This is a genomic window from Vagococcus elongatus (assembly GCF_003987645.1).
GTDB classification, from domain to species: Bacteria; Bacillota; Bacilli; order Lactobacillales; family Vagococcaceae; genus Vagococcus_A; species Vagococcus_A elongatus.
Window position 1 is genome coordinate 77925 of record NZ_NGKA01000011.1, and the last position, 22005, is coordinate 99929.

Sequence of the window (22005 nt, forward strand, 5' to 3'; positions counted from 1 at the left end):
CTCCTTCATTTAATAGGGAAATCCCCATTTTGCACTGCTACCATAATAGGAAATCCAGTCTGAAAGCTTGGTATCTTTTACAATACCTATATTTTCTCTTATAATCCCATTTCCAACATAGATACCAACATGACCATAAATCCTTCCTGCCTTAGTATGATTGTGAGTAGGTACTGCTACCATCATTCCAGGTCTAAGTTCTGAAAGATCATTACTATGACAATACCAATAATATTGATCACAAGCATTTCCTCCAGGTCTTGGGAAACCTGCATTTACATAGACATTGCTTACCCATGCAGCACAGTAGCCGTTACCTGCTGTCGGTGTCCTATATGCTGCTGATACAAGAGCCTTTTCTTTATCTGAAAGATTAGGATTGTTTATAAGGTCACCTATTATGGTGCTATCTGGTATTACAGGGGTTATACCACTTCCCCCAAAGTAGTGTTCCATATTGCCACCTGTTTCAAGGAGTGCTTCATAGTGAGCAAGATTGTCCTCATATCCAATAAATTCCTCTCTTGCTACAGTATCAAGTTCTTTTTTCTCTACTGTAACTTTCAAAATATACCAATCATAAGGCTCCATTACACAGTATCTATCTTCACCACTTCCATAGCATACCTGCCTATATCTGGTTTCCACCACAGTTTCATAATTAACCTTATACATCTTATTAAATAGATCTTTTAATTCTCCACTAAGACTTGCAACATTGGTTACTTCTCCATATCTAGCAGTTATAAAACTTAAAAGCTCATGAATATCATGCCCTATATCAGTATCTCCTCCTACATGGTACTCATCATATCCAGGATAATAGCTTTCAATATTGGCAAGCTCATCTGCCAACTCATATTCATAATTAGTAAATTCGCTATTTATATCTGCGAGAGTCTCTTCACCTGACAAATATGTGGTACTCATAACTTGACTTGTTACTGATGATATTCCACCAATAAAAAAAGTTGCAATCTGGCTTAAGGTCATAAAACCTATAATAGCAACTGCAAGAAGAATAAGGAGTCTCCTAATATTTCTTCTTATAACCTGAGAACTTCCTTTTAAAATATTTTCAATTCCCCTTTTAAGTCTATCTTTGAAGGTAACTGCAATATTATGCTCTTCATAAATTTTCTTTTTCATTTGCTTTCTTTTAATCAGTTTTTTGTAGGCACTCTTCTTCTGAAAATTTTGATCCTTCTTTAAAGCTTCAACTTCCGTATTATATTCAGCCTTGGCCATGTTTTTCTTATGATTTAAATCCAGTTTTCTTTCAACCTTTAAAGGACTTTTCCTTTGAAGTCTATTCTGGGCATGTCTTGTCATGTTTGCATTAAGATATAAACCTTTATTTGCTGCATCAATAGCTACATTTTCATCACTCCCTGCTCTCATGTATTCAGAGGTTAAATAACTTGCTCCAGATATTCCTCCCAGAAGCTTACCTGTCTTACTGTACTTAGACTTATGGTAGAGTTTACTTGCTTTTTTCCCTTTATGAATTAACCTACTTTCAGTTTTCCTATATTTTTTCTCTGACTTCTCACTAAGAGTAATATTTTCTTTTAAAGATTTTTCATCTGTCCTATTATCCATGCCATCTTTAAGGCCTTTAACATCATCTGTGGTTAATTTTCCATCTTTCCTTTTATTTGTTTTTTTCTGACTAGCATAAATAGCTTTTCTTTTGTAATAATTTTTGTTTGAAACTTTGCCATTCTTATTAAGAACTTCTAGGTCATAGCTTGTTTCCTCATAAGCATCAGCTTTTATTTCTTCATCGTCTTTGCCAGAAATATTAGGATTCTCGGCATCTTCTTTTAATGAGTCATTGCTCTTAGTCTCTTTATCTGGTGTTCCATACTTATTGGTTTTTCTTTTATTCTTATTTATTGATTTATCATTTAAACTATCTAAGAGATTCCTATCACCTCCTACAATATCTTCCTTGTCTTCAGCTATTTCATTTTTCTTCACACTAGTCTTAACTTGACTATGTTTTAGCTTAGTTTTCTTCTTTATGATAGAATCATCAAATCTATCTTTCTCATGGACTCTCTTACCAAGGTAATTGTTAGTCTTTTTTCTTGCACCTATATCAAGACTTTTATCATCTCTTATAGTCCCTTTTAACTGGCTACTTTCTGAAGTTCTTTTTTCTAAATTGCTTGAATCACCTACCCTTTCCTCTTTTCGCCTATAATCAATTATTTCAGGAGTTTTACTATCCACTTTTTCCCTTTTATCCATATGCTTCTTTATTTGTTTTTGAGATGAAGAAAGCCCACTTTTCTTGTAAGTAGGCTCATCATTTTTCTCAACATTATTTAATTTAGACTTTGTTTCTATAATAGACTCTTGGAATCTTTGGCTATCATCAACCTTCTTTTCCTTATATTCTTTTATTTTTTCTCTCTTACCTATGTCAAGATTAGTTCTCCTTTTTTTCTTATTATTCTCATTCATTTTTTTGCTCCACTTCCTCAGGCTTTGTTGTCATCTTCTGATACAGAATCGTATCTTTAGGGAATTTATCTACAAAGGGAACTATGGTGTTTCCAAAGAATAATAATCCCTCTCCTGCATTAGAATTTGTAATATAATTTAACTGAAAAGGAGAAATTTTAAGTTTCTTGGCTAGGATTTCCCTATCTCCAGATGCTTGATTAAGCATAAGGACAAAGTCTGTATTATCAAAGATATTTTCAATTTCAGCACTTCCCAAAAGGTCTTTCACATTTTGAGTTATACCTGTTGGCACTCCACCCCATTTTCTAAATCTTTTCCATATTTCAACTGAATATTGGGCAGTTTGCTGGTCCTTTAGAAGCAAGTGAAACTCGTCAATATAGTATCTTGTTGCCCTATTGGCTCCCCTATTTGAAGAAACCTTATTCCATACCTGGTCTTGTATTACTAACATTCCTATTTTCTTAAGTTGATTTCCCAGCTCCTTTATATTAAAGCATATAAGTTTTTTGTTAAGGTCTACATTACTTCTATTATTGAATACATTTAAAGAGCCTGTAACATAGATTTCCATTTCTGTAGCTAGTTTTCTTCCCACACTTTCCTCTTGCTCTTGAAGAAGAGTATAGAGATCACTTAGTATAGGCATATTCTCAGGTATAGGATTTTCAAAGTAGTCCTTATATATTTTAGGAAGACACCTATCTATTACAGATTTTTCAGCTGCAGTTAGCCCACTTCCACCTACTACAAGTTCAAGCATACTCATTATAAAGTTTGCCTTATCCTTTAATGGTGCGTCTCCATCCCCATAATTCATATTTATATCAAGAGGGTTTAGATAATCTTTAGACTTAGCTGAAATCTTGATAACCTCGCCATTAAATTGTTTTACAAGGCTTCCATATTCACCCTCTGGATCTGTAATAATTACATCATCATCTGTAACTAAAATAGCATTTGCCATTTCCCTTTTAGCTGCAAAGGACTTACCAGATCCTGGTGTTCCAAGAATAAGTCCATTTGGATTTTTTAGTTTCTTTCTATCTGCCATTATTAGATTATGCGAAAGAGAATTAAGCCCATAGTATAAGCTTGTATTGGAACTCATAAATAGTTCCTCTGTTGTAAAAGGCATAAATACAGCAGTTGATGAAGATGTCAGTTGCCTTTTAATCTCAATCTTGTTTACTCCTAATGGTAGAATAGACATAAATCCTTGCTCTTGTTGGTGGTCTAATCTTTTTAAGGCACAGTTATTACGGTTACAAATTGAAGAAATCTGAGCTATAGTATTTTCAAGTTTCTCCTTGTTTTTACTTAAATTCATAATTGTAAAGGTTACATAGAACATTCTCTCATCCCTAGACTGGAGATCAGTCAAAAGATTCTTTATGTCATTACCATAAACATTGAGGTCTGATGGGATAATATCCATATCATAGCCGGCTCTTACGGCTTTTTTCTGCTCTTCAATCATCATTTTCTGAAGATCAGTATTCTTTCTTTTTATCATTTTGATAGCATCTACCTGGTCTATAGCATGAATATGAAAACTTATATACATATTATCTTCAATAGAAATAATTTCTGATAAGAACCTATCTGAAAGTTCACTTGCTAGAATCTGAAAATGACTCAATGCACAGATATAGTTCCCCATCTGCATATATTTTGGACTTGTGAACTTGAATGTACTGGGCATTATAAGTTTTCTTGTGTCCCTATCTTCAAGTCCTTGTCCGTCATAATCAAACACTTTATCTGGATTTAGCATGTCGTGAAGTAGCTTTAGCCTTTCAATACCTATTAGTGTTTCAGCTCTTACCTCCATACTTTTAAGATTTGATAAAACATCTATCTCTATCCTTTCAAGTACAGGTTTTGCTTGTTCATAGGTATCTGCCCTTGTACTTACAATAATATACTTTGACTTTTTAAGACCATTGTTCCCTTTAGAAAGCTGATCCTTAAGCATTTCCCTAAACTCTTCTCTTATCTCATCAAAATCATCTCCCTTATCTGGTATAGTAATTGCATTTTCCATTTCCTTGATCCTTCCTACCTGGTTAACGAAGCTTAACTGAAGCTCTGTTGTAGAATCAAAGGAATTTAAAAAGCCTGCAAATTGATTAAAGATAAGATCTCTATCTTCCTCAAGTGCAAGCTGATAATTTATATCCTCATATTTTATAAGTTTATTATACTTTCCCTCACCTACATAGCAGATTCCATTTCTATACATCTTCTTATAGGGAATAGTATCTTCAATAGTGTATCTTTTCTTTTCTTTCTTAAATAAATCAAGGAATGGAGAGCCTTTTTTATGATTTGACTTAAGATTTTTTGTTTCTTTAACTGCCTTTTTTAATTCTTTTTCCTTTTTTTGTAGTTTTTCTTCCTGTCTTTTTCTTTTTTCTAGATTTCTTTGCTGAACCTGATTTTTTGCCATTTATGTCCTGCTCCTCCTTCCTCATTTCTATGAACTTGTCCTTACTCACCCTAACTTTAGGCTGGTGTTTTTCATGAAGATATACATATTTAAGGTACTTCTCACATGAAAGACCATCCTTTTCATAAAAGACCACAAAGAAAATAGGGATAGTAATTATAAGCATTAAAAAGACAGCCAGGTCATTGCCAAGAGCACCTCTTGTCTTTAGGTATGTTGGAATACCGATAAGTCCTGCTACTGCAAATCCAATAAGCTGCCTTTTAGTAAGATTAAATGCCACTTTAGTTTTAACATTACTTAAATCTTTGGGTATCTGAACATAAGCCAATCTCTATCACCTCTCTATTCCACTAGCTTTTCTATTATTCCTCCAAGGTCTACTTCATTTTCTTCACTGTCACCTATACTTTCTTCTAGTTCATCAGATTTACTTTTTGATATTGTTTTACTTTCACTTACTCCTTTTCTATTTTTCTTAATCCTGTCAAGTTCTGCAAGATGACAATAGATAGTAGCAATTTCATCTTCAATTTCATAAATTCTCTCATCAAAGTCTTCATAATCATCAGTTGTCATTTTTGTAAGACTATTATGAGCTTTTGCAACCTCCTTCATAGACCTATTTAAGCTCCATACTTTTTCATCAAGATCTTCTAAAAAACCCTCTGTATAGTAACCCCTTTTTGTAAGTTCATCTATCTTCCTTCTCTTTTTAATTTCAGAAGCTATAAGACCTACTCCTGTAAGTGCTAGACCCACTGCTACTTTCTTATTTTTAAGTTTCAATTATATTCCTCCCAAATATATTTTTAATGAGCATTCATTATGCTCTTTGCAATTGTTCCACTCTTTAACATCATAATTCCAAGAAGTACCGTATATCCAAGAACTCCGAATATGCTTGTATGAATATCTGTGGTTACATGAATTGTTTTTACAAGTACCGCATATATTCCAAGGCATATCATAAGAAACAATCCCTGAAGCCCTAGTGCAAATAATCCCTTAATATAATTTGTTCCAATCTGTCCCCATTCTTTATTTCCCATGGTTGCAAATGGAATTGCTGATACTGAGCTATACAAGCAGATTTCAATCATTCTTCCATAGGTTATTACTATGATTATGATTGATACAACCTGTATTGAAAGCTTCACAAGTGAAGTATCCAAGGCTATCAGTATCAAATTCCATAAGCTTTCATCTTTAAGACTCTCTACCATTGCTGCTACATCCATGGAGTCGAGGACTGCACTTGTATTTATCACTCCCGCCGCCTTAGTTACTAATGTCTGCGATACATCAAATACTGCCATCGAGAAGGTGAAAGCATTGCTTACAAGCCATACTGCAATCCACATCTTTATGATATATTTAAAAAAATCGAATGTATCGGTATCAGAGTGCATATTATTTTTTTCCATGACCATATTTATGAGTTCTATGCACAAGACGGCGGTTATGATAATTCCCGCTATGGGAATCACTACAGTGTCGTTAATATTCTTTACAAAGCTGAATACTTCTGCATTCCAGCCACTTGGTGTTTTCCCGACTTCCGTAGCTACAAGACTTACATTTTCATTTATATCTAAGAACATTGCTTCAAGGTTTGCTTGGATAATTCCGATAAAAATCTCCTGGAAAAACTCAGTTATCTTATCGAAAAGTCCAAACATATTTTATCTACCTCTTTCTTAGTTAAGTGTATTTGCAAGTAAAGGTATAAGTTTCATTCCAATAAGAACAATACCTCCGCCTGCCATTAGTTGTTTAATTCCTTGTGACTTTGCTCCTGGATTGTCATTTCCATATCCCTCCATAAGGTTAATTACTCCCCAAGCCCCTAAGCCTGCACCTATTGCTGTAACCAAAGTTTGTAAGACTGCTATTCCTTCTGTAAAAAATGCCATGTTATTTTTCCTCCTTATTTTCTTTTTCAATTTTATTCATATGTTTTACAATAAAATTCTTATATAGTTTGTCATTATTTCTTCTTTCCCTAATATATCCAAAGACATGGACAAGATCTCCAGCCTTTAGTTCCTTTGCTAATTCTGACCATTCACCATAAGCTGCACAGTTTGTATAGTGCCTTTTCCCATTCTTCTTTTCTACAAGGGAGAAGTTTGTTACATTGATAGTTTCACCATCCCAGGAAAATGAAGATGATTTTACTTCTCCTACCACATTAGCTGTTACATTTTTCATATCTCTTTCTTTAAAATTTGCCATATTCTAATTCTAGCCTCCTCTTTTCTTTTTTGAAATAAAAAAAGCGACTGGACTTGTTTCTTATCCAATCGCTATAAATCAAATCTATTAGTTTTCTTAGCCTAGTTAGTAGGATTTCTTATCTTTTTCATCTTCTCCTCCTAATTTTTAATAAAAAAAGACAATAGGTTTTTAATTACTATCATCTTTTTTATAGGTGTTATTTATTTTTTCTTATCGATAAACTTATCATTTGCTTTTAGCAACTTTTTATAATAGTCATCATAAGATGAACTAAACTTTCTTATTAGAGGTATTCCTACTTCATAATATCCTGTCTTTTCCATGTATTCTCTTAGTTTTTCTTGGATTTTGATAATAGGGTTGTTCATATATAAATCGCTTGTTTTAAAAGACATATATTGAGAAATTAACTCTTCATTTTTTTTAAGCCATTCATCAGTGTTTTCAATTGCTTTCATTTTTTCTTCATTAGTTTTTTCCATATCCAATTTAGAAATATCTTTAGAAGATTGTTCTAATAAATTCTTTTCTTCATCCGTTAGAGGTAAATCTGGCATACTATCAAGAAGCTCTATATATTCTTCATAATACTTAACTTTATCTTCTTCCAATTTTTCATCGAGAAAATTTTTGTAAGACATAAAGTATAATTGACCTAAATATCCTGGAAAAACTCTCATTAATTTTGAATAAATCGTTTCTTGCCTATCTATAAAATCCAGTTGCTCTTTTACTTCGTCTATATTTGCATCATTTAATAGCTGTTTGAGAGCCTCAACTCTAACATTTTCTAATTGGGATTCAATTTCCCTTCCCCTTATAATTTCTGCCAAGGAAGAATTGCTTTCTCTTTTAAAAAGTTCTTTTATTTGATCTAGAGAACATCCTAATTTCCTATAAATATATATTTCACTAAGCTTTTCTACATCCTCTTGAGAATAAACCCTATAGTTGTTCTCTTCTCTTTTAGGCTTAATCAAACCTTTTTCTTCATAGTATTCAATTGCTTTTCTAGTTAATTTTGTCTTCTCTTTTACTTCGCTCATCAGCATAAGTTTCACCCCCTTATAAGTTATATAATACCAGTCCCCCTAAGGTACAGGTCAAGGCTTTATTTAAATTTCATAAAGAATTTTAAATTATTTAATTAATTTTCTTATATAACCTAATGTACTATATAAATTATCATTTCTTATCCAATCGTATAAATCAAATTTATTAACTTAATTGCCTTCTTATATTGAAGGACTTCTTACCTTAACTTTCATATATCCACCTACAATCTTGTTATTATGGACTCTTTATTGAGCCTTGCCTTACCCTGTCTTTTCATATATTCTTCAACATCAAAGAAGTTCCTATCATCATAATCTTCTAGGAACTTATAATTTTTATGTTTTGTAATATCAAATTTTTCTGATAAGAAAGGTCTTACACCTCTTAGTTGCATAATGCACTTGCTTCCATCCATTACAAAAAGCTCATCCTTGGTCATAAGCTCCTTACCAGTCTTCTGATAGTTAAGCCCAAAGGACTTCTGATTACTCCTTGTTTCTGATGTGTTAAATAGGTCTATAGTTTCCTTGCCTAATGTTTCTGAAATCTCTTTTAAAGTACCATTCTCCTTTCCTCCTAAGAATAAGGTTGTATCACAGTTTCCTATTATGGTATCTGCATTATCTTTGTATATTGCCTTTAGTTGTGATTGTGCCTGTAATACAATACAGGCACTTATTTCTCTTGAACGTATTGTAGCTATAAGTTTTTCAAATTTAGGAATCAAGCCTATATTTGCAAACTCATCTAGAAGACATCTAACATGAATTGGTAACCTTCCCCCATATACATCATCAGCCTTATCGCAGAGCAAGTTAAACATCTGGGAATACATGAGTGATACTACAAAGTTAAAGGTATCATCTGTATCTGAAATTATAACGAATAGGGCAGTCTTTCTATCTCCTAGGGTATCTAGTTCCATTTCATCTTCACTCATTAAATCCCTAAGTTCTTTAATGTCAAAAGGGGCTAACCTTGCACCACAGGATATTAAAATAGATTTTGCAGTTTTTCCAGCTGCCAACTTATATTTGCGATATTGCTTAAGAGCAAAATGATCTGGATCCTTTTCTTCTAAGGCATCAAACATATAGTCTACTGCGTTTTTAAAGTTTTCATCTTCCTCTCTAACTTCACTAGCATCTATCATTGCCAGTAAAGTAGTAAAATTTTGTTCCTCTTTTGGTGTTTCATAAAATATATAGCCAATAAGGGCTGTATAATAAAGCCTTTCAGCTTTCACCCAAAAATCTTCTCCTGCCTTTTCTCCCTCTCCTTTAGTGTTAGCTATAATAGTCTGAACCAATTTTAAAATATCTTTTTCACTTCTAAGGTAGGCGAAGGGATTATATTTCATGCTTTTTTTAAAGTTAATTGTATTTAGAGTTTTTATCTCATATCCATTCATTTCTAACATCTTGCCACACTCATGAAGCAAACTTCCTTTAGGATCAGTGACTACATAGCTTGAATGAAGTTGCATAAGATTAGGTTTTACAAAGAATCTTGTCTTCCCTGAACCAGAACCACCAATTACAAGAACATTTTTATTCCTTGCATACTTAGGATTTTTAGGTCTACTATTCATAGTAATTCTTTCAGTTTGAGTAAGGAGAAGATTATTCCTAAAATCATCATCCATGTATGGAGCAATATCTTTTGAATTACCCCATCTTGCAGATCCATATTCCTCTCCTTTCCTAAATTTCTTAGCATTCTTACCTTTACTATAAATAATAAGCTTAACTAATGCAGCTAGGATAAGACCTACGAGTAAATCCCTTGAATCAAGGCTAGGGAGATAGCTCATTGTTTCTATTTCCAGGACCGCTTGAAATATACGGTCTATTAAATCACCTCCTACATATGAATTTACATGGTGAGAAAAAATATTTCCTAAATAGAAAAATGCAAGATAAGGTATGTTCTTTTTAAGAAAAGCCTTCTTATCTTGCACATGGAGTAAATCCTTTATATCTCTTTTAATTTTTTCTATTACACTCAAATCCTCCCCTCCTTCATTTGGGATTTTTACCTTTCCTCACCTATTTCCTTTTTATTAGCCCTCACCTTTGCAAGATGAGTCCTATCCGCCTTCTCTCTACATTCCTTAAGAAGTTCAATGGTTGATTTTTTCTTCCTATCTAACTGCTTTTCTGAAAGTTTTATCGGCTTTCCTTCAAGTATAAAGTCAGATATATCAAGAAAGTTATATTCTTCATCTCGTGGAATAATTTTAAAAATCGAATTAACAAAATGGTCTTTACCAACCACCTTATAGGTTTGTCCATAAACTGATAAATTTAAAAACCCTTCATCATCAAGAAGAATATCTACACCATTTTTAAAATCTGCATATTCCACAAGCTCATATATATCCCATAGGCTTGTATCAAGAACCTCCATCTCTTTATCTTTGTGAGCTATATCTATATATTTGTGAAGTACTATACAGTCATAGTCTTCAAGTTCTGTAAGTTTTCCCATTAGTTCATCTATTTCTTCATTATGTTTATTAAATTCAAACTCATCACAGTCAATACAGCTTTTTTCATTTAACATTAACATCTAAAGTTACCTCCCTTCTAGATTTCTCCCATCTCTTTAAATAAGGAGAAGAAATATGCTCTTCCCTCAGGTCTAACTACTGTATAGACTCCAGGCTCTCCGTTATATTTATTGATATAGTCCTTTAGTTCAAAGTAATCAGCCGCAGTTGAGTAAAATCTAAGCTTTCCTTTCTGATTTCTATAAAGGTATCCTCTATCTATCAGTATGTTTATAAATCTATTTTGAGGAATTCCTAACTCCTTTGCAGTATCCCTAAGACAAGTACAGTCTCCCAGGGAAATAAATCTATCAAAGAACTCTCCTTTAGGAATAAGACCTTCTAATTCTTCTGTCCTAGCTTCTATTTGTCTTAAGGCTACAAGATAACCCCTTGCCAAAAGCTCTTGATCATTCATTTCCTCTTGTCCTGAAAAATATCCCCCATGTTTTCTAATTGAAGGTAGAACTTCACTTGTTACCCAGTTTTTAAATCTTATGGCACTTTCAAGTTTACTTCCAAAGATAAGTGCATACATTCCAGACTCATTTACTACTATCAAATTCCTACCTTGACCTGATACGGTAAAACACCGTTTCAGCTTATCTCCCTCATGAACATGGCTTGCAATAGCATCACTTGGTCTTTTGTATCCTAAAGCTTGGGCTATATCCATTCCAATAAACCATGGCTCATTATCAATTAATATTGTCCTAACCTGTCCAAACTCTGAGTTTCTAAATATTTGTATTTTACTCATTTCATTCACCTCACCTTTATCCTAAAAGTAAATCTCTAGTTTCTCTTAACTTCTTTTTTCCTAACTCAGTTCTTATGTCTTTTCCTGCAATCTTAACAGGAATACACATCTCTCTAATCCTTGAATATATCCTCTCTTTATCAATGTCATTACTTCCATTCATAATCACACCAAGAGGAATATTCGTTGAAATAATGGTTGGTTTCTTTGATTCATACCTAGTGTTTATAATCTGATAAACCATTTCATTTACATATTCTGTATTTCTTTCAATCCCAAAGTCATCGAGAATAAGAAGGGATACGCTAGATAACCTTCTGTAATAGTCATTTTTATCAATATCAAAGCCACGTTTTTCAATATCATTTATAATTTGAGGAATATTTCTCATCTTAACTCTTATTTGATATTCCTCTATAATCTTATTTGCAATACAAGCTGCTAGATAAGTCTTTCCAGTTCCTACATTCCCATGAAATATAAGGCCACTATTGCCTTTTGATAATTCTTTGAAGTTCTTAACGAAATTCTTTGCTATGATAACTTCCTGTCTATCAGGTTCTATGACCTTATCCAAAGTACAACTTATAAGGTTTCTGCTGGTATTAAAGCATTCTTCTTTAAGTCTTCTAATATGATTTGCTATTTCTTCATCTTTTCTTTTAGCTTCTTCTTCTCTATCACATTTACATTTTCTACCAAATATTATTTTTTTACTCCCCAGACAAGCAAGTGGTTCTGAATCTATTTGTTCACCACATTGTCTACAATAAATATGGCCATCTTTTTCAAATGCTTTATTTGCATTAAAAGGAAATTCAACTCCATCAATTTCAATTGTTTTTATTTTATCTTCCATTTTCTCTACCTCTCTAATTATTTAAGTTCCATTCACTTTCATAGTCTGAAGGATTACCTGTATAAGCCTTTTTGCTTTTAAGCTTTCCTTCACTCTTATCTTTTAAATACCAGGTCATAATTGTTGAAGCATGGTCTCTATATGTCTTTCCTGCACTCTGCATATAAGCTGATAATCTTTCAATATAATCATTTAGATCAGGAATCATATCTTCTAGTTTTCTTTCTTCTTCATCAGAAATAATTACATTTAAGAAGGTTCCTTTTTTATGGTTTTCACTAAAATCAATATAACTATTATCAATCTTATTATTCTCTATATAGTTAGGTTGTCTTTTTGACAAGTCTTGACTTATCTTTTTTGCCATTCTTGAATTGTCAAAATCACTATTCTTGAATTGTCCTTTTGACAAGTCTTGATTTTCCTTTTTGACAGGTCTAAACTGTTCATTTCTAAAAACACTCATAAAATCTTTAACATAAATTTTAGTAGGATTTCCTTGTCCAGCTCTTTTCTTTTTTATAAGACCTATCTCTTCAAGATCCTTTATAAGCTTTACTGCCTTTTTTGTTCCACAAGCTAGTTGTCTAGCTGTTTCTTCTACTGTAAAGTAGATATAAACCCTTCCACTTTCATCTATCCAATTATTCTTATAAGACAAAGTACTCCTTGATAAATACATGGAATAAAGCACCTTTGCATCTATTGATAGACCTTTAAATTTATCATCTTCAATAAGAACTATAGGTAAACGGATAAATCTAAAACTTTCAGCGTCTCTTCCATAAAAATAGTCAAAATCCATTCACTTCACCTCTTCTCAATAAAAAAGACACCTAAGATTTCTCTTAAATGCCTACTCATTTTATCTCTCTTGTTGGTGATGTTTTTCCTTCACCTTATTTTTAACTACCGTATTCTTCACCCTCTCCTTAAATTTATTTAAGACTTCCCTTGTTGAATCTCTCTTATTTTCCTTTTTCTCATATCTTTCTATGGCCTTTTTAAAGGCTAGATCCACTGCCTTTGTATCTTTTGCCTGAAAGAATACTGAATATAAGCCTGACTCCTTATTTTTCATTACAGAAAAGTTTACTCCATATCGGTTAAGTTGGTTTTTAAGTTCCTTGACTTCACCCTTTTGTAAATCAATATTTTCCAGCTGACCTTTCTTTACCATATCCTTAAGTTTCCTTGAATTAGTTTTTCTTTTCTCACTAAGATAATCTGCAAGTGGTTGGCTTTTTTCAGCGGCATCTTCCATAATCCTTTTCATAGTTTTCAAAATAGCCTTTGCTGAATACTGGGCCACTTTTATTTCAATATTTATAGCCTTATTATTAACTTCATCATTTACCATCTAGTCGACCTCCTTTCTATGGGAAATAAAAATAGCGGCCCAGACTTTTATGTTTGAACCGCTAAGATTTGATTATATAATTTTTTTATTTTTAATTTTATTACTGATATGACGTACTTTATTAATGATACCAAGTGGTTACTCTTTAATATAATTAAAATGTCTAATCTGATTTTTATCATCAAATATGCTATTAAAAGGTATCAAATCATTTGAATTAAATTTTATATAATCACCTTCATATTCACCAAAGTCAAATTCTAATCCAGTATTATTAGGGTATCCGTATAAGTAACATACAACCTCATTATCTTTAAGAAATACTATCTGATTCATATTCTCGTTTACAGTCTCACTTATATTGTCCCATTTATATCCAACAACCTCATACACTCTCTCCTTTGATACATATGGCCTAAAGCTATACATCACATCCCAATCAAAAGATGTCCATTGGGATAAGTCATCAATGACAGCTGTACCACTTATAATATCAAATGAGTGTCTCAATTGTTCAGAATTTTCATCCCAAATGTCTTTTTTAAAATAGTTTAATGAAAATAATATCGCAATGCTTATTGTTATAATCACAATCCATATATTCTTGTTTTTCTTCTTAATGAAATAAACCTCCCTTTAATTATGAATTAGTTGAACATAATTAATACTGATGTGACGTACTTTATAAAAGATATGCAACTAATTTATCCTAAGCTAGATATCTTAAATTATTATCCTATTCCTAAGTATTTATATAGACTTATAATTTCCCCTAAACTTTTCATAAATAAAGTTTTTAAATTCATCTAGATTTTTTATGTCCTGTTTTTTGATTAGAGATGCTTGATTTGCAGTAAAGTAAAAAATAAAGTACTCCTTACTTTCCATTAAAGCATGGAATTGATCATACTTTAATTCACCTCTTGATCTAATTGATTTATTCTCCATTACAATTCTATCTTCATAAAACCTCAAAGTGTTAATGCTATCAAAGGCACCAGTTTTATCTGTCTTAACTCTTTGGGCATTCTTTCTTTTAATTTTAAACACGAGAACTAAAATAGTAAAAACAAACATTAAAATCCAGCTTATAAAAAACCTTACTATACTAAAATAATCCTCGTCATAGCCTATAAACAATCCTCCAATCAGGGCCATCAATATAAGAATAGGGATAGTGAATTTATTCTTTCTAAAGGTTGCAATAAATAAAAACTTTTCATAATCCCTTTTAGACATACTTGTATCTACAGTAATCTTAGGTTCTTCCATAGAAATCTCCCCTTTATAAATATGTTTTTGAATACAGTTGATACATATAATTCTACGAATACGCAACTAATTATCATCTTAAGTATAATTATACTAAATAATTGTAAATTATTAAAGAACCAAAATCTTTACTTCTCATGCACTGCTTACAACAATTAAATCCTAATTACTCTAAGCAATGCACGAAATATATTTGTTTAAAATTCCTGAAACCCTTGATTTTATAATAAAAACTGCACCCTATCACTATTATGACACGTTCCCCTGTGGTGTGCCAAACGTAACCTAATCTGCCATCATCATAAGTAAAATCAAACTTTCTAACTTTATCAAGCACTCGCTTAGTCGCATACACTTGATAAGGACGCATCACCTTGATACTTTCCTTATTTTTTGTCCCATCTAAAACCATGTAGCGTGTAGCTAAATCATGAGCCATTGGGATAGACAGCACTTTATCCGCAAACGTTCTCCATGAACGCACCGGGCGTGCATCTTCCTCATTTTGCCAACTAAAAGCAAAGGCACGATTAAAATTTTCTTGTGACGTATTGGCCATGTAGCGAATATCATAGGGTGTCATCGCAATCAAAATTTGTAACGTCGAAAAAATACCAGTAAATTGTTTCTCAGCAATATATTGTTCCATTTGGTTCAATGACTCAGTTGTACTATGAAGTGCTTTTTTCAACTCAATTTGGATCACTGGCAAACCATTGATAAGCAATGTCACATCAAAGCGCCGATCAGGTTTTCCATCTACGATTTTAGGGCGTCTAATCTGATTGACTATCTGATATACCGTATTACCTCCCCCAACCTGAGCTTGGTCGAACACAGTGAGAAAGACATGGCGCCCATCATCAAGGTCTACTTCAATTTCTGACACACCATTCACACCATATAAAAATTGTCCAGCACGATAAGGTGAGTCAATGTTGGTAATGATTTTCTTTACTTGACTGAATTCAGTTTCCGACAGTGGTTCTTCTAATCGAGCATAGTTATTTTGCTCTAGGATAGCTTTAAAATTAGCCCAAAGTTGTTCGGTTGTTGTTATGTCCTTCTTGTAGTCCCACTGCTTTGTACCACCGATTTTCGTCAAATAATCAATGACTTCTTTTTCAAACTCTAACTCTGAAAGATTTTTCATTGACTCATTCCTCCTTCAATCTTTCTTCTATAATTGAACCTGTGAACTGTTCCAGTAATTCTGAGTACTTAGTCAACTTACCTTGTAATCTCAACATTTCTGTATAACTCATGCCTATACTTTTTTGCTTTTCCAATGGCGGCATGGGAATAGAAATTTCACTTAGAACTTTAAGAGGTATTCTTAAAACAGCTCCTGACCCTTGTAGCTTTCTCTCTTTTTGTCGTTTTACATCTTTGTGGTCATTAAACAGATACAGAAAATATCGCTTATCAAGCTGATTACTAAGAAATTCAACTTTCACAAAATTTAAAGATAATACTTTCCCTACATTACTTTTACCTACTATTGTCGCAAGTTGCATGGAATGACTAATAACTACATCCCCTTCATTTAGTGAAAGAAGCTCGTTATTCATTTCGCTTGAACTCTCTACAACAGACCCATCTTCATGGGCATAGTCGCTTTCAAAAGATGATTGATCGTAATAATTGATGTCCTTTGTTCCAAACTGTTTCTCGGCTCTCGTTTGATTAATGCCGGGAACAAATGAAACAACTTCACTTATTTTTATTTTTTTCATAAACTTCACCTCTCAATCTCCCACAACGATTTCAAAGAATATGATTATATTTCATATTAACAATGTTAATATATCCGGAATAGATTGTCAACGTTTCAATGAAATATTTGTATATTTCTAATTCGGATGAATAGGATTGATTTTTTTAATAATGCTTGGGAACAGCGTAAGTTGGGAGAATTGGGAGTTGTTACCACAGGAAAAGCCTTCAAGAGTAAAGAATTCAATGAAAATGGTGAATATCTGGTAATAACAAATAAAGATATTTCAGAAAGTTTGAGGTCACAAAACACTGTAACCGATCGAATTGATACCTCAGATGAAGAACTGATCAAAAAATATAATCTGAGTGGCGAAAATGTATTGGTCACGATGGATGGGGTAAATCTTGGGAAAACTGCAAAATACAGCAATGAAAAAGCTCTTTTGGCTCAGAGAGTAGGGCGGATTCAATCTGATCAACTAGAGTTTATCTATCAAGTAACTGTAAATCCAACATTTTTATCAGCGATGAGAACACTATCAGTTGGAAATGCTATTAAACATATCTCTTTGAAACAAATTTCAGACTATACAAGTTTTGTTCCAAACAGTAAAGATGAACAATCTAAGATTGGTAGATTCTTTCGGTCATTCGACGACACTATCGCGCTTCATCAGCGTAAGTTGGTAAAATAAACTTAATTCATAGAAAGGACTGATTTTAAATGAATAGTCAAGAGTTATTTTACAGCTACTTTAAACGTTGGATTAAAACTTACAAAGATGGAGCAATTCGCCCAGTAACTATGAAAAAATATCAACTAAGTTTACGATGGATTCAATCCCTTGCTCCAACACTTCGCTTATGTGATATTACTAGGCTTTCATACCAGCAATTACTCAACGACTATGCGAGTATTCATGAACAGAGGACAACAATGGATTTTCACCGTCACCTAAAAACCTCCATCCTGGATGCTGTTGACGAAGGACTTATCGAACGTGATCCAACACGTCGTGCCATCATCAAAGGTAAATCTCCTCGTCCAAAAAAAGAAAAATATCTTAATCAGTTCGAGTTACAATCACTTATTGGTAATTTGAATTTAGAAAAAACTATTAACTGGGATTGGTTCATTTTACTTATTGCAAAAACAGGACTTCGTTTTTCTGAAGCCCTCGCTATTACTCCGGCTGACTTTGATTTCTATAAACAAACGTTGGCAATTAATAAAACCTGGAATTATAAAGAAAATGGAGGCTTTCAGCCTACAAAAAATCGTTCTTCGATTCGCAAAGTACCAATTGATTGGATGACTATTAGTCAGTTTTCACAACTCATCAAAAATAAACCTTCAGATAAACCGATTTTCGTTTCTGAAGGAGAAAAAATTTATAATTCAACTGCAAATGGAATTCTCTCACGACTTTGTAAATCTGCACACATAACTGAAATATCAATTCACGGCCTACGTCATACACACGCTTCACTACTTCTTTTTGCTGGTGTGTCTATAGCAAGCGTTGCCCGACGACTGGGGCACTCTAGCATGACAACAACTCAGAACACCTATTTACATATTATTCAAGAATTGGAAAATCAGGATACTGATATTGTGATGTGCTGTTTATCGAATTTACAATAAAATGAAAGTTATCAACAAAATAAGGACGAAATCCTTTGAGAATTTCGTCCTTATTTATCAATACCAAAAATTATACAATCATAGTTTTAACCATCTACTACCACCAAAGTGTTAGATGGTTATTTTTTTAATTTTTTTCATCTTTTATCAGCACAACCATTGTCCCAAAAGCGATCATCAGCGTTAAAGCTTCAAAAACAGACACGCTTAGTCCTTTCCAGGAGAAAAGCTATGCACCCCATAGGCATCACCCCTAATTAAGAGATTAGCCACCATCTTTTTACTTTTTTACATGATACAGGATATCATATTTTTAAAGTATACTTTGCCCTAATTATTTCTCATAAAAACTGAACAAACTCTCAAAATGATAGATGATATTGATATCTCAGTGGTTCAGCATTAAAGCTGTCTCGCTCTATATTACGTATTTAGATGATTAATTTTCTTTAATATCTTTCGATTTTACGACCGCTAATAGCTATAATCACTCTAAGTATTATCAGAAAATAATTTAATTATTTAATTGTTCCACTTACTTTTCTTGGTAGTTTCTTAATTGTTCAAGCGACTGGTCTATCCACCCCCGATTCCCTTTATTCCCGATAACATGCATATTTCCCCTCATTTGCCTCAAACGTATTGTACAATCCTTCAACTTAATTGTACCGTGTAAAAGTGCACTTATTAAAAGACCTATTAGAATATCCTTTGAAATCAATGATTTAGAAAGTGATTCACACAAATTCTCAAGTAAACAATATAATTCTCCAATGGGTAAGCAATCGTTACTACGATTTTATTGCCAAGCACAATGCCCATTTTCAATATAAACATTAATAAAACCTATTGCCATAGAGTTCATGCCATTTTTTGCATTTTGCCTGACTCTGATAGTATAGAATTCATTTCCTTGATTATCCGTCTGAATACCGCTTTCTTCATAAAAAGAATAGTTATCAAAAAAATTAGGGTCTTGACTGTCTAAGACCATAAATTTCTGAGCTCGTTTGATTGCATCTTCTGAATCGATAACTTGCGAAGTTGCTTCTCGTTGTTGATTCATTTGTTGTGTCATTTCTTCGTTGTAGGAAACAACACACTCTTTTCCGCCGACAGTGAACAAGAAAGTTCCATCATCACCTGGTATGACCTCGAATTCGACTCCTACTTGACTACCAATATATAGAGCGCTGACATGAATACCTTGATCTGTAGGGGTAAACTCCAGTTGATCATACAAATCGAAAAAGCCCTCTTCTTGACCTACTCTCATGTACAGTACTTTCCCACGAATAGTTTTACCAGTGAGGTTTTTCACGTCAAAACCCATTTCAAATTCGTAGATTTTTTCCCCTTCTTTGGCTGTGCCGCTAAATGCCTTCCCTAAAAAGTCTTCAGCCCTTAATGAAGCTGACTGCTCAATAGAAGATGAAGTTTCACTTGTTTGGTTTATTGCGGTGCCAGTTTGTCCGACTAGTTCTTTAGCGGTTGTCTCTGTTGTTTGGTTAGATGATTGACCGCATCCAGAAAGTAAAGAAAAAGCAAATAATAAACAGCTAGCAATGCCTATGAATTTTTTCATCCCAACTTTATCTCCTTTATTTTTGTTTTAATACATCATAACATGAATTGGATGGCTTTTTTTCAAAAAAAGATCGTAATACTTTACATCGAACAAATCAGTTGTCCGTAATAGTATAGAACAAACATTGAAACTTGTGACCGATTTACAAATATATTTATTTTTAAATTGTAGTCAAAGTATACTTTACAAAAAATAAAAAAGGCCTATAAGCCTTTTATTTTCAATCACAATAAGCATTCGTTTTTGATGTTTAACTAGTGATCATATATATTTTTGTTCTGAGTGATTGACATATAAAGCCATGCAGCATTGGTAATCGTAAAGTCGTCCCCTGATAATTTTGTTTCTTTCTTATTTCGTGTGGGGATAGACATACTCTTTAAGTATATTCTTGCAATATTCAATATATTTTTCATCATTGTGGGATAAAAAAGATTCTGAATTTATATTTTCATTTTTATTAAGGTGCATTAAACTTGACAGCAGTTCGAAATATTTATCTTTAGACAACTCTTTTGGTCTATATAAATTTAACCCGTTTAATATATCTATTGTTTCTTCTATATCATTATTAATAGCCACATCATCTAAATCAAATTTTCCCAAGGAGATTCTTTTATTTATCTTCAAGTCTATTTCGTCCGAGACTACTTTGTAATCTTTCCATGTAAAATGAAAACCTAAGCTGATATCAAATTCTTTCAGTAAATAAAAATAACTTTGCATAAACGAGGATTTATTTCGCGCACTTGCATAATGAATTTTAGCCATTAGACTATAAAAAGTTTTATCTACAATATTCATCAGTATCACTTCCTCTCTTTGTTAAATCAATTATTTTTTTAAACTTTTTTACTCATTCGACTTTCCCTACCACGTAGTACAGACTACAAAGTTCCGTTACACTTTGTAGCTTGTTAAAACATTAAAAGATTTACACTACTTGCTTTTATGGGAACACAGCATCACTTAAATCTTAGGCTAAATCAAACAAATTATAAATAATACACGGCTGGATTGTAACCATAATAACAAATGAACAGACTATTAAAAAAAGCACTTCGATTCCATCATTGATATTACTAGCCTGAAATTTTATACACAACTCTTTTTTAGTGAATTGAGAAAACGACTTATAAATAAAGCACCCTAAACATGGTCCAAGAGTATTAGTAATCAAGTCATTTATATCTGTTGCCCCTCTTCCAAACATTTGGATGATTTCAATTGATAATGAAAAAAGAAATCCTGTTAATGCAACACTACCAATGTGATTATATTTTTTGTATAGTAGCGGGAGAGAAAAATCCTAAAGGGAAAAATAAAATGATACTTAGTATCGTATCTATCGGACCACTTATCATACCTGATCCTATGTCAAGTTTTAGGACAAGTTAAATAAAGTTGCCTTTAGTAATTGCAATAATTACAGTTACAGAAAAAAACACTATCATACCTTTATCAGTTAAAACTTCCGTTGTTATTTTCCTTCCCTTAATCATGAGGATTTTATAATCCTTATTTCTCCTCATTATACCGCCAATTGTAAAATTAAGCTCGACAACTAAAAAAAGTCATTTGTGCTACACTCAGAATAGTTCGGTTGTATAATTTTTGGTGTGGATGAAGAAATTCATTCATACCTATTTTGTTATAAAAAAATAGAAACATATGAATTTTCCAGTTAGAATAAAGTTGCCATCACCCATTCAGAAAGGAAGATTCATATGTCTCATCATCATTGTATCCGAACCTCATTAAATTTAGAAGATGAAAATATCACTTTTGAAAAACAATTTTGTCAGGAGGTTGATATAAAGGGGCTTACCAGCCTGCTTTATTTTGCCACTCTTAGCTGTACCCCACTCATTGCCCCAACTGTGGGAGTATTAATGAAGACTTTTCTATCGTTAAACACGGGTTCTTAACCTCGCGGTTAAAATGGTTGAGTTCTTCCCATCAACCTACATTCATTCAATTGAAAAAACAACGCTTTTTTTGCCGTGACTGTCAAACGACTTTTGTTG

General features: G+C 32.7%; 24 protein-coding genes and 2 pseudogenes. 4 read left to right on the plus strand and 22 right to left on the minus strand.

The window, feature by feature from the left end; translation table 11 throughout:
* Positions 1–9: 9 nt before the first annotated feature.
* The 18 genes and pseudogenes from CBF29_RS08335 to CBF29_RS08420 all read right to left on the minus strand — a co-directional run bounded on the left by CBF29_RS08335 (position 10) and on the right by CBF29_RS08420 (position 16762).
* Complete coding sequence (locus CBF29_RS08335) at positions 10–2472, minus strand: CD1108 family mobile element protein (protein ID WP_126809287.1); 2463 nt, start codon at positions 2470–2472, stop codon at positions 10–12.
* Positions 2465–4927 carry a VirB4-like conjugal transfer ATPase, CD1110 family gene (locus tag CBF29_RS08340; RefSeq protein WP_126809288.1) on the minus strand — a complete coding sequence of 821 codons (2463 nt, stop codon included), beginning with the start codon at positions 4925–4927 and terminating at the stop codon, positions 2465–2467. The genes CBF29_RS08335 and CBF29_RS08340 overlap by 8 nt, the downstream gene beginning before the upstream one ends.
* Positions 4830–5258 (minus strand): PrgI family protein, encoded by a 429-nt coding sequence (locus CBF29_RS08345; protein ID WP_126809289.1) that lies wholly within the window; start codon positions 5256–5258, stop codon positions 4830–4832. Before CBF29_RS08345 ends, CBF29_RS08340 begins: the two co-directional genes overlap by 98 nt.
* A 14-nt stretch (positions 5259–5272) precedes the next feature.
* Positions 5273–5716: a hypothetical protein gene (locus CBF29_RS08350; RefSeq protein ID WP_126809290.1), complete on the minus strand. Its 444-nt coding sequence runs from the start codon at positions 5714–5716 to the stop codon at positions 5273–5275.
* A gap of 23 nt (positions 5717–5739) precedes the next feature.
* Positions 5740–6609: a VirB6/TrbL-like conjugal transfer protein, CD1112 family gene (locus CBF29_RS08355; RefSeq protein WP_126809291.1), complete on the minus strand. Its 870-nt coding sequence runs from the start codon at positions 6607–6609 to the stop codon at positions 5740–5742.
* Between the two features lie 18 nt (positions 6610–6627).
* Positions 6628–6843, minus strand: coding sequence for a Maff2 family mobile element protein (locus CBF29_RS08360; RefSeq protein WP_126809292.1), 216 nt, complete (start codon positions 6841–6843; stop codon positions 6628–6630).
* 1 nt (position 6844) lies between these two features.
* The gene (locus CBF29_RS08365; RefSeq protein ID WP_126809293.1) at positions 6845–7165 is read right to left on the minus strand and encodes a single-stranded DNA-binding protein; all 321 of its coding nucleotides are present in this window, start codon (positions 7163–7165) and stop codon (positions 6845–6847) included.
* 203 nt (positions 7166–7368) lie between these two features.
* On the minus strand, positions 7369–8214 hold the full coding sequence (locus tag CBF29_RS08370) for a MerR family transcriptional regulator (RefSeq protein WP_170170032.1): 846 nt from the start codon (positions 8212–8214) through the stop codon (positions 7369–7371).
* 230 nt (positions 8215–8444) lie between these two features.
* Positions 8445–10232, minus strand: coding sequence for a VirD4-like conjugal transfer protein, CD1115 family (locus CBF29_RS08375; protein WP_126809295.1), 1788 nt, complete (start codon positions 10230–10232; stop codon positions 8445–8447).
* Between the two features lie 26 nt (positions 10233–10258).
* Entirely contained in the window at positions 10259–10795 is a 537-nt protein-coding gene (locus CBF29_RS08380) for a hypothetical protein (RefSeq protein ID WP_126809296.1), read from the minus strand.
* Between the two features lie 17 nt (positions 10796–10812).
* Entirely contained in the window at positions 10813–11535 is a 723-nt protein-coding gene (locus CBF29_RS08385; protein ID WP_126809297.1) for a BRO family protein, read from the minus strand.
* Positions 11536–11551: 16 nt separating this feature from the next.
* Positions 11552–12394 (minus strand): ATP-binding protein, encoded by an 843-nt coding sequence (locus tag CBF29_RS08390; protein WP_126809298.1) that lies wholly within the window; start codon positions 12392–12394, stop codon positions 11552–11554.
* Between the two features lie 13 nt (positions 12395–12407).
* Positions 12408–13199 carry a replication initiator protein A gene (locus tag CBF29_RS08395; RefSeq protein WP_126809299.1) on the minus strand — a complete coding sequence of 264 codons (792 nt, stop codon included), beginning with the start codon at positions 13197–13199 and terminating at the stop codon, positions 12408–12410.
* Positions 13200–13259: 60 nt separating this feature from the next.
* Positions 13260–13754, minus strand: coding sequence for a PcfB family protein (locus tag CBF29_RS08400; RefSeq protein ID WP_126809300.1), 495 nt, complete (start codon positions 13752–13754; stop codon positions 13260–13262).
* A 138-nt stretch (positions 13755–13892) separates the two neighbouring features.
* Positions 13893–14345 (minus strand): hypothetical protein, encoded by a 453-nt coding sequence (locus tag CBF29_RS08405; RefSeq protein WP_126809301.1) that lies wholly within the window; start codon positions 14343–14345, stop codon positions 13893–13895.
* Between the two features lie 159 nt (positions 14346–14504).
* Positions 14505–15026: a YcxB family protein gene (locus tag CBF29_RS08410; protein ID WP_211334265.1), complete on the minus strand. Its 522-nt coding sequence runs from the start codon at positions 15024–15026 to the stop codon at positions 14505–14507.
* Positions 15027–15288: 262 nt separating this feature from the next.
* A pseudogene (locus tag CBF29_RS08415) lies at positions 15289–16179 on the minus strand (type I restriction endonuclease); the annotation flags it as partial.
* Between the two features lie 4 nt (positions 16180–16183).
* On the minus strand, positions 16184–16762 hold the full coding sequence (locus CBF29_RS08420) for a restriction endonuclease subunit S (protein ID WP_126809302.1): 579 nt from the start codon (positions 16760–16762) through the stop codon (positions 16184–16186).
* Between the two features lie 126 nt (positions 16763–16888).
* Here CBF29_RS08420 and CBF29_RS08425 point away from each other — a divergent pair, with 126 nt between their 5' ends.
* The gene (locus CBF29_RS08425) at positions 16889–17440 is read left to right on the plus strand and encodes a restriction endonuclease subunit S (RefSeq protein WP_126809303.1); all 552 of its coding nucleotides are present in this window, start codon (positions 16889–16891) and stop codon (positions 17438–17440) included.
* Positions 17441–17469: 29 nt separating this feature from the next.
* Entirely contained in the window at positions 17470–18390 is a 921-nt protein-coding gene (locus CBF29_RS08430) for a site-specific integrase (protein WP_126809304.1), read from the plus strand.
* A 127-nt stretch (positions 18391–18517) separates the two neighbouring features.
* Here the strand turns inward: CBF29_RS08430 and CBF29_RS14005 are convergent, their stop codons facing one another.
* The 4 genes and pseudogenes from CBF29_RS14005 to CBF29_RS14170 form a co-directional block, all read right to left on the minus strand.
* On the minus strand, positions 18518–18595 hold the full coding sequence (locus tag CBF29_RS14005; RefSeq protein WP_281272913.1) for a putative holin-like toxin: 78 nt from the start codon (positions 18593–18595) through the stop codon (positions 18518–18520).
* Positions 18596–19189: 594 nt separating this feature from the next.
* The gene (locus CBF29_RS08435; protein WP_126809305.1) at positions 19190–19975 is read right to left on the minus strand and encodes a hypothetical protein; all 786 of its coding nucleotides are present in this window, start codon (positions 19973–19975) and stop codon (positions 19190–19192) included.
* A gap of 354 nt (positions 19976–20329) precedes the next feature.
* A complete protein-coding gene (locus CBF29_RS08440; RefSeq protein ID WP_126809306.1) occupies positions 20330–20782 on the minus strand; it encodes a hypothetical protein in 453 nt (150 codons plus the stop codon).
* 172 nt (positions 20783–20954) lie between these two features.
* Positions 20955–21272: pseudogene (locus CBF29_RS14170) on the minus strand (VanZ family protein); the annotation flags it as partial.
* Between the two features lie 433 nt (positions 21273–21705).
* Here CBF29_RS14170 and CBF29_RS08450 point away from each other — a divergent pair.
* Both CBF29_RS08450 and CBF29_RS14260 read left to right on the plus strand, forming a co-directional pair.
* Positions 21706–21906, plus strand: coding sequence for a hypothetical protein (locus CBF29_RS08450; RefSeq protein ID WP_126809307.1), 201 nt, complete (start codon positions 21706–21708; stop codon positions 21904–21906).
* A partial coding sequence (locus CBF29_RS14260; RefSeq protein WP_148112407.1) for a transposase family protein occupies positions 21885–22005 on the plus strand: 121 nt, incomplete at its 3' end. The genes CBF29_RS08450 and CBF29_RS14260, both read left to right, overlap by 22 nt.

What these genes read in the sequence shown, in the direction of transcription:
- CBF29_RS08395 (WP_126809299.1), bottom strand. Translation starts at nt 13,199, where the DNA reads ATGGATTTTGACTATTTTTATGGAAGAGACGCTGAAAGTTTTAGATTT.
- CBF29_RS08385 (WP_126809297.1), bottom strand. Translation starts at nt 11,535, where the DNA reads ATGAGTAAAATACAAATATTTAGAAACTCAGAGTTTGGACAGGTTAGG.
- CBF29_RS08410 (WP_211334265.1), bottom strand. Translation starts at nt 15,026, where the DNA reads ATGGAAGAACCTAAGATTACTGTAGATACAAGTATGTCTAAAAGGGAT.
- CBF29_RS08390 (WP_126809298.1), bottom strand. Translation starts at nt 12,394, where the DNA reads ATGGAAGATAAAATAAAAACAATTGAAATTGATGGAGTTGAATTTCCT.
- CBF29_RS08425 (WP_126809303.1), top strand. Translation starts at nt 16,889, where the DNA reads ATGAATAGGATTGATTTTTTTAATAATGCTTGGGAACAGCGTAAGTTG.
- CBF29_RS08355 (WP_126809291.1), bottom strand. Translation starts at nt 6,609, where the DNA reads ATGTTTGGACTTTTCGATAAGATAACTGAGTTTTTCCAGGAGATTTTT.
- CBF29_RS08400 (WP_126809300.1), bottom strand. Translation starts at nt 13,754, where the DNA reads ATGGTAAATGATGAAGTTAATAATAAGGCTATAAATATTGAAATAAAA.
- CBF29_RS08420 (WP_126809302.1), bottom strand. Translation starts at nt 16,762, where the DNA reads ATGAAAAAAATAAAAATAAGTGAAGTTGTTTCATTTGTTCCCGGCATT.
- CBF29_RS08335 (WP_126809287.1), bottom strand. Translation starts at nt 2,472, where the DNA reads ATGAATGAGAATAATAAGAAAAAAAGGAGAACTAATCTTGACATAGGT.
- CBF29_RS08365 (WP_126809293.1), bottom strand. Translation starts at nt 7,165, where the DNA reads ATGGCAAATTTTAAAGAAAGAGATATGAAAAATGTAACAGCTAATGTG.
- CBF29_RS08440 (WP_126809306.1), bottom strand. Translation starts at nt 20,782, where the DNA reads ATGAATATTGTAGATAAAACTTTTTATAGTCTAATGGCTAAAATTCAT.
- CBF29_RS08340 (WP_126809288.1), bottom strand. Translation starts at nt 4,927, where the DNA reads ATGGCAAAAAATCAGGTTCAGCAAAGAAATCTAGAAAAAAGAAAAAGA.
- CBF29_RS08435 (WP_126809305.1), bottom strand. Translation starts at nt 19,975, where the DNA reads ATGAAAAAATTCATAGGCATTGCTAGCTGTTTATTATTTGCTTTTTCT.
- CBF29_RS08380 (WP_126809296.1), bottom strand. Translation starts at nt 10,795, where the DNA reads ATGTTAATGTTAAATGAAAAAAGCTGTATTGACTGTGATGAGTTTGAA.
- CBF29_RS08430 (WP_126809304.1), top strand. Translation starts at nt 17,470, where the DNA reads ATGAATAGTCAAGAGTTATTTTACAGCTACTTTAAACGTTGGATTAAA.
- CBF29_RS08370 (WP_170170032.1), bottom strand. Translation starts at nt 8,214, where the DNA reads ATGAGCGAAGTAAAAGAGAAGACAAAATTAACTAGAAAAGCAATTGAA.
- CBF29_RS08450 (WP_126809307.1), top strand. Translation starts at nt 21,706, where the DNA reads ATGTCTCATCATCATTGTATCCGAACCTCATTAAATTTAGAAGATGAA.
- CBF29_RS08360 (WP_126809292.1), bottom strand. Translation starts at nt 6,843, where the DNA reads ATGGCATTTTTTACAGAAGGAATAGCAGTCTTACAAACTTTGGTTACA.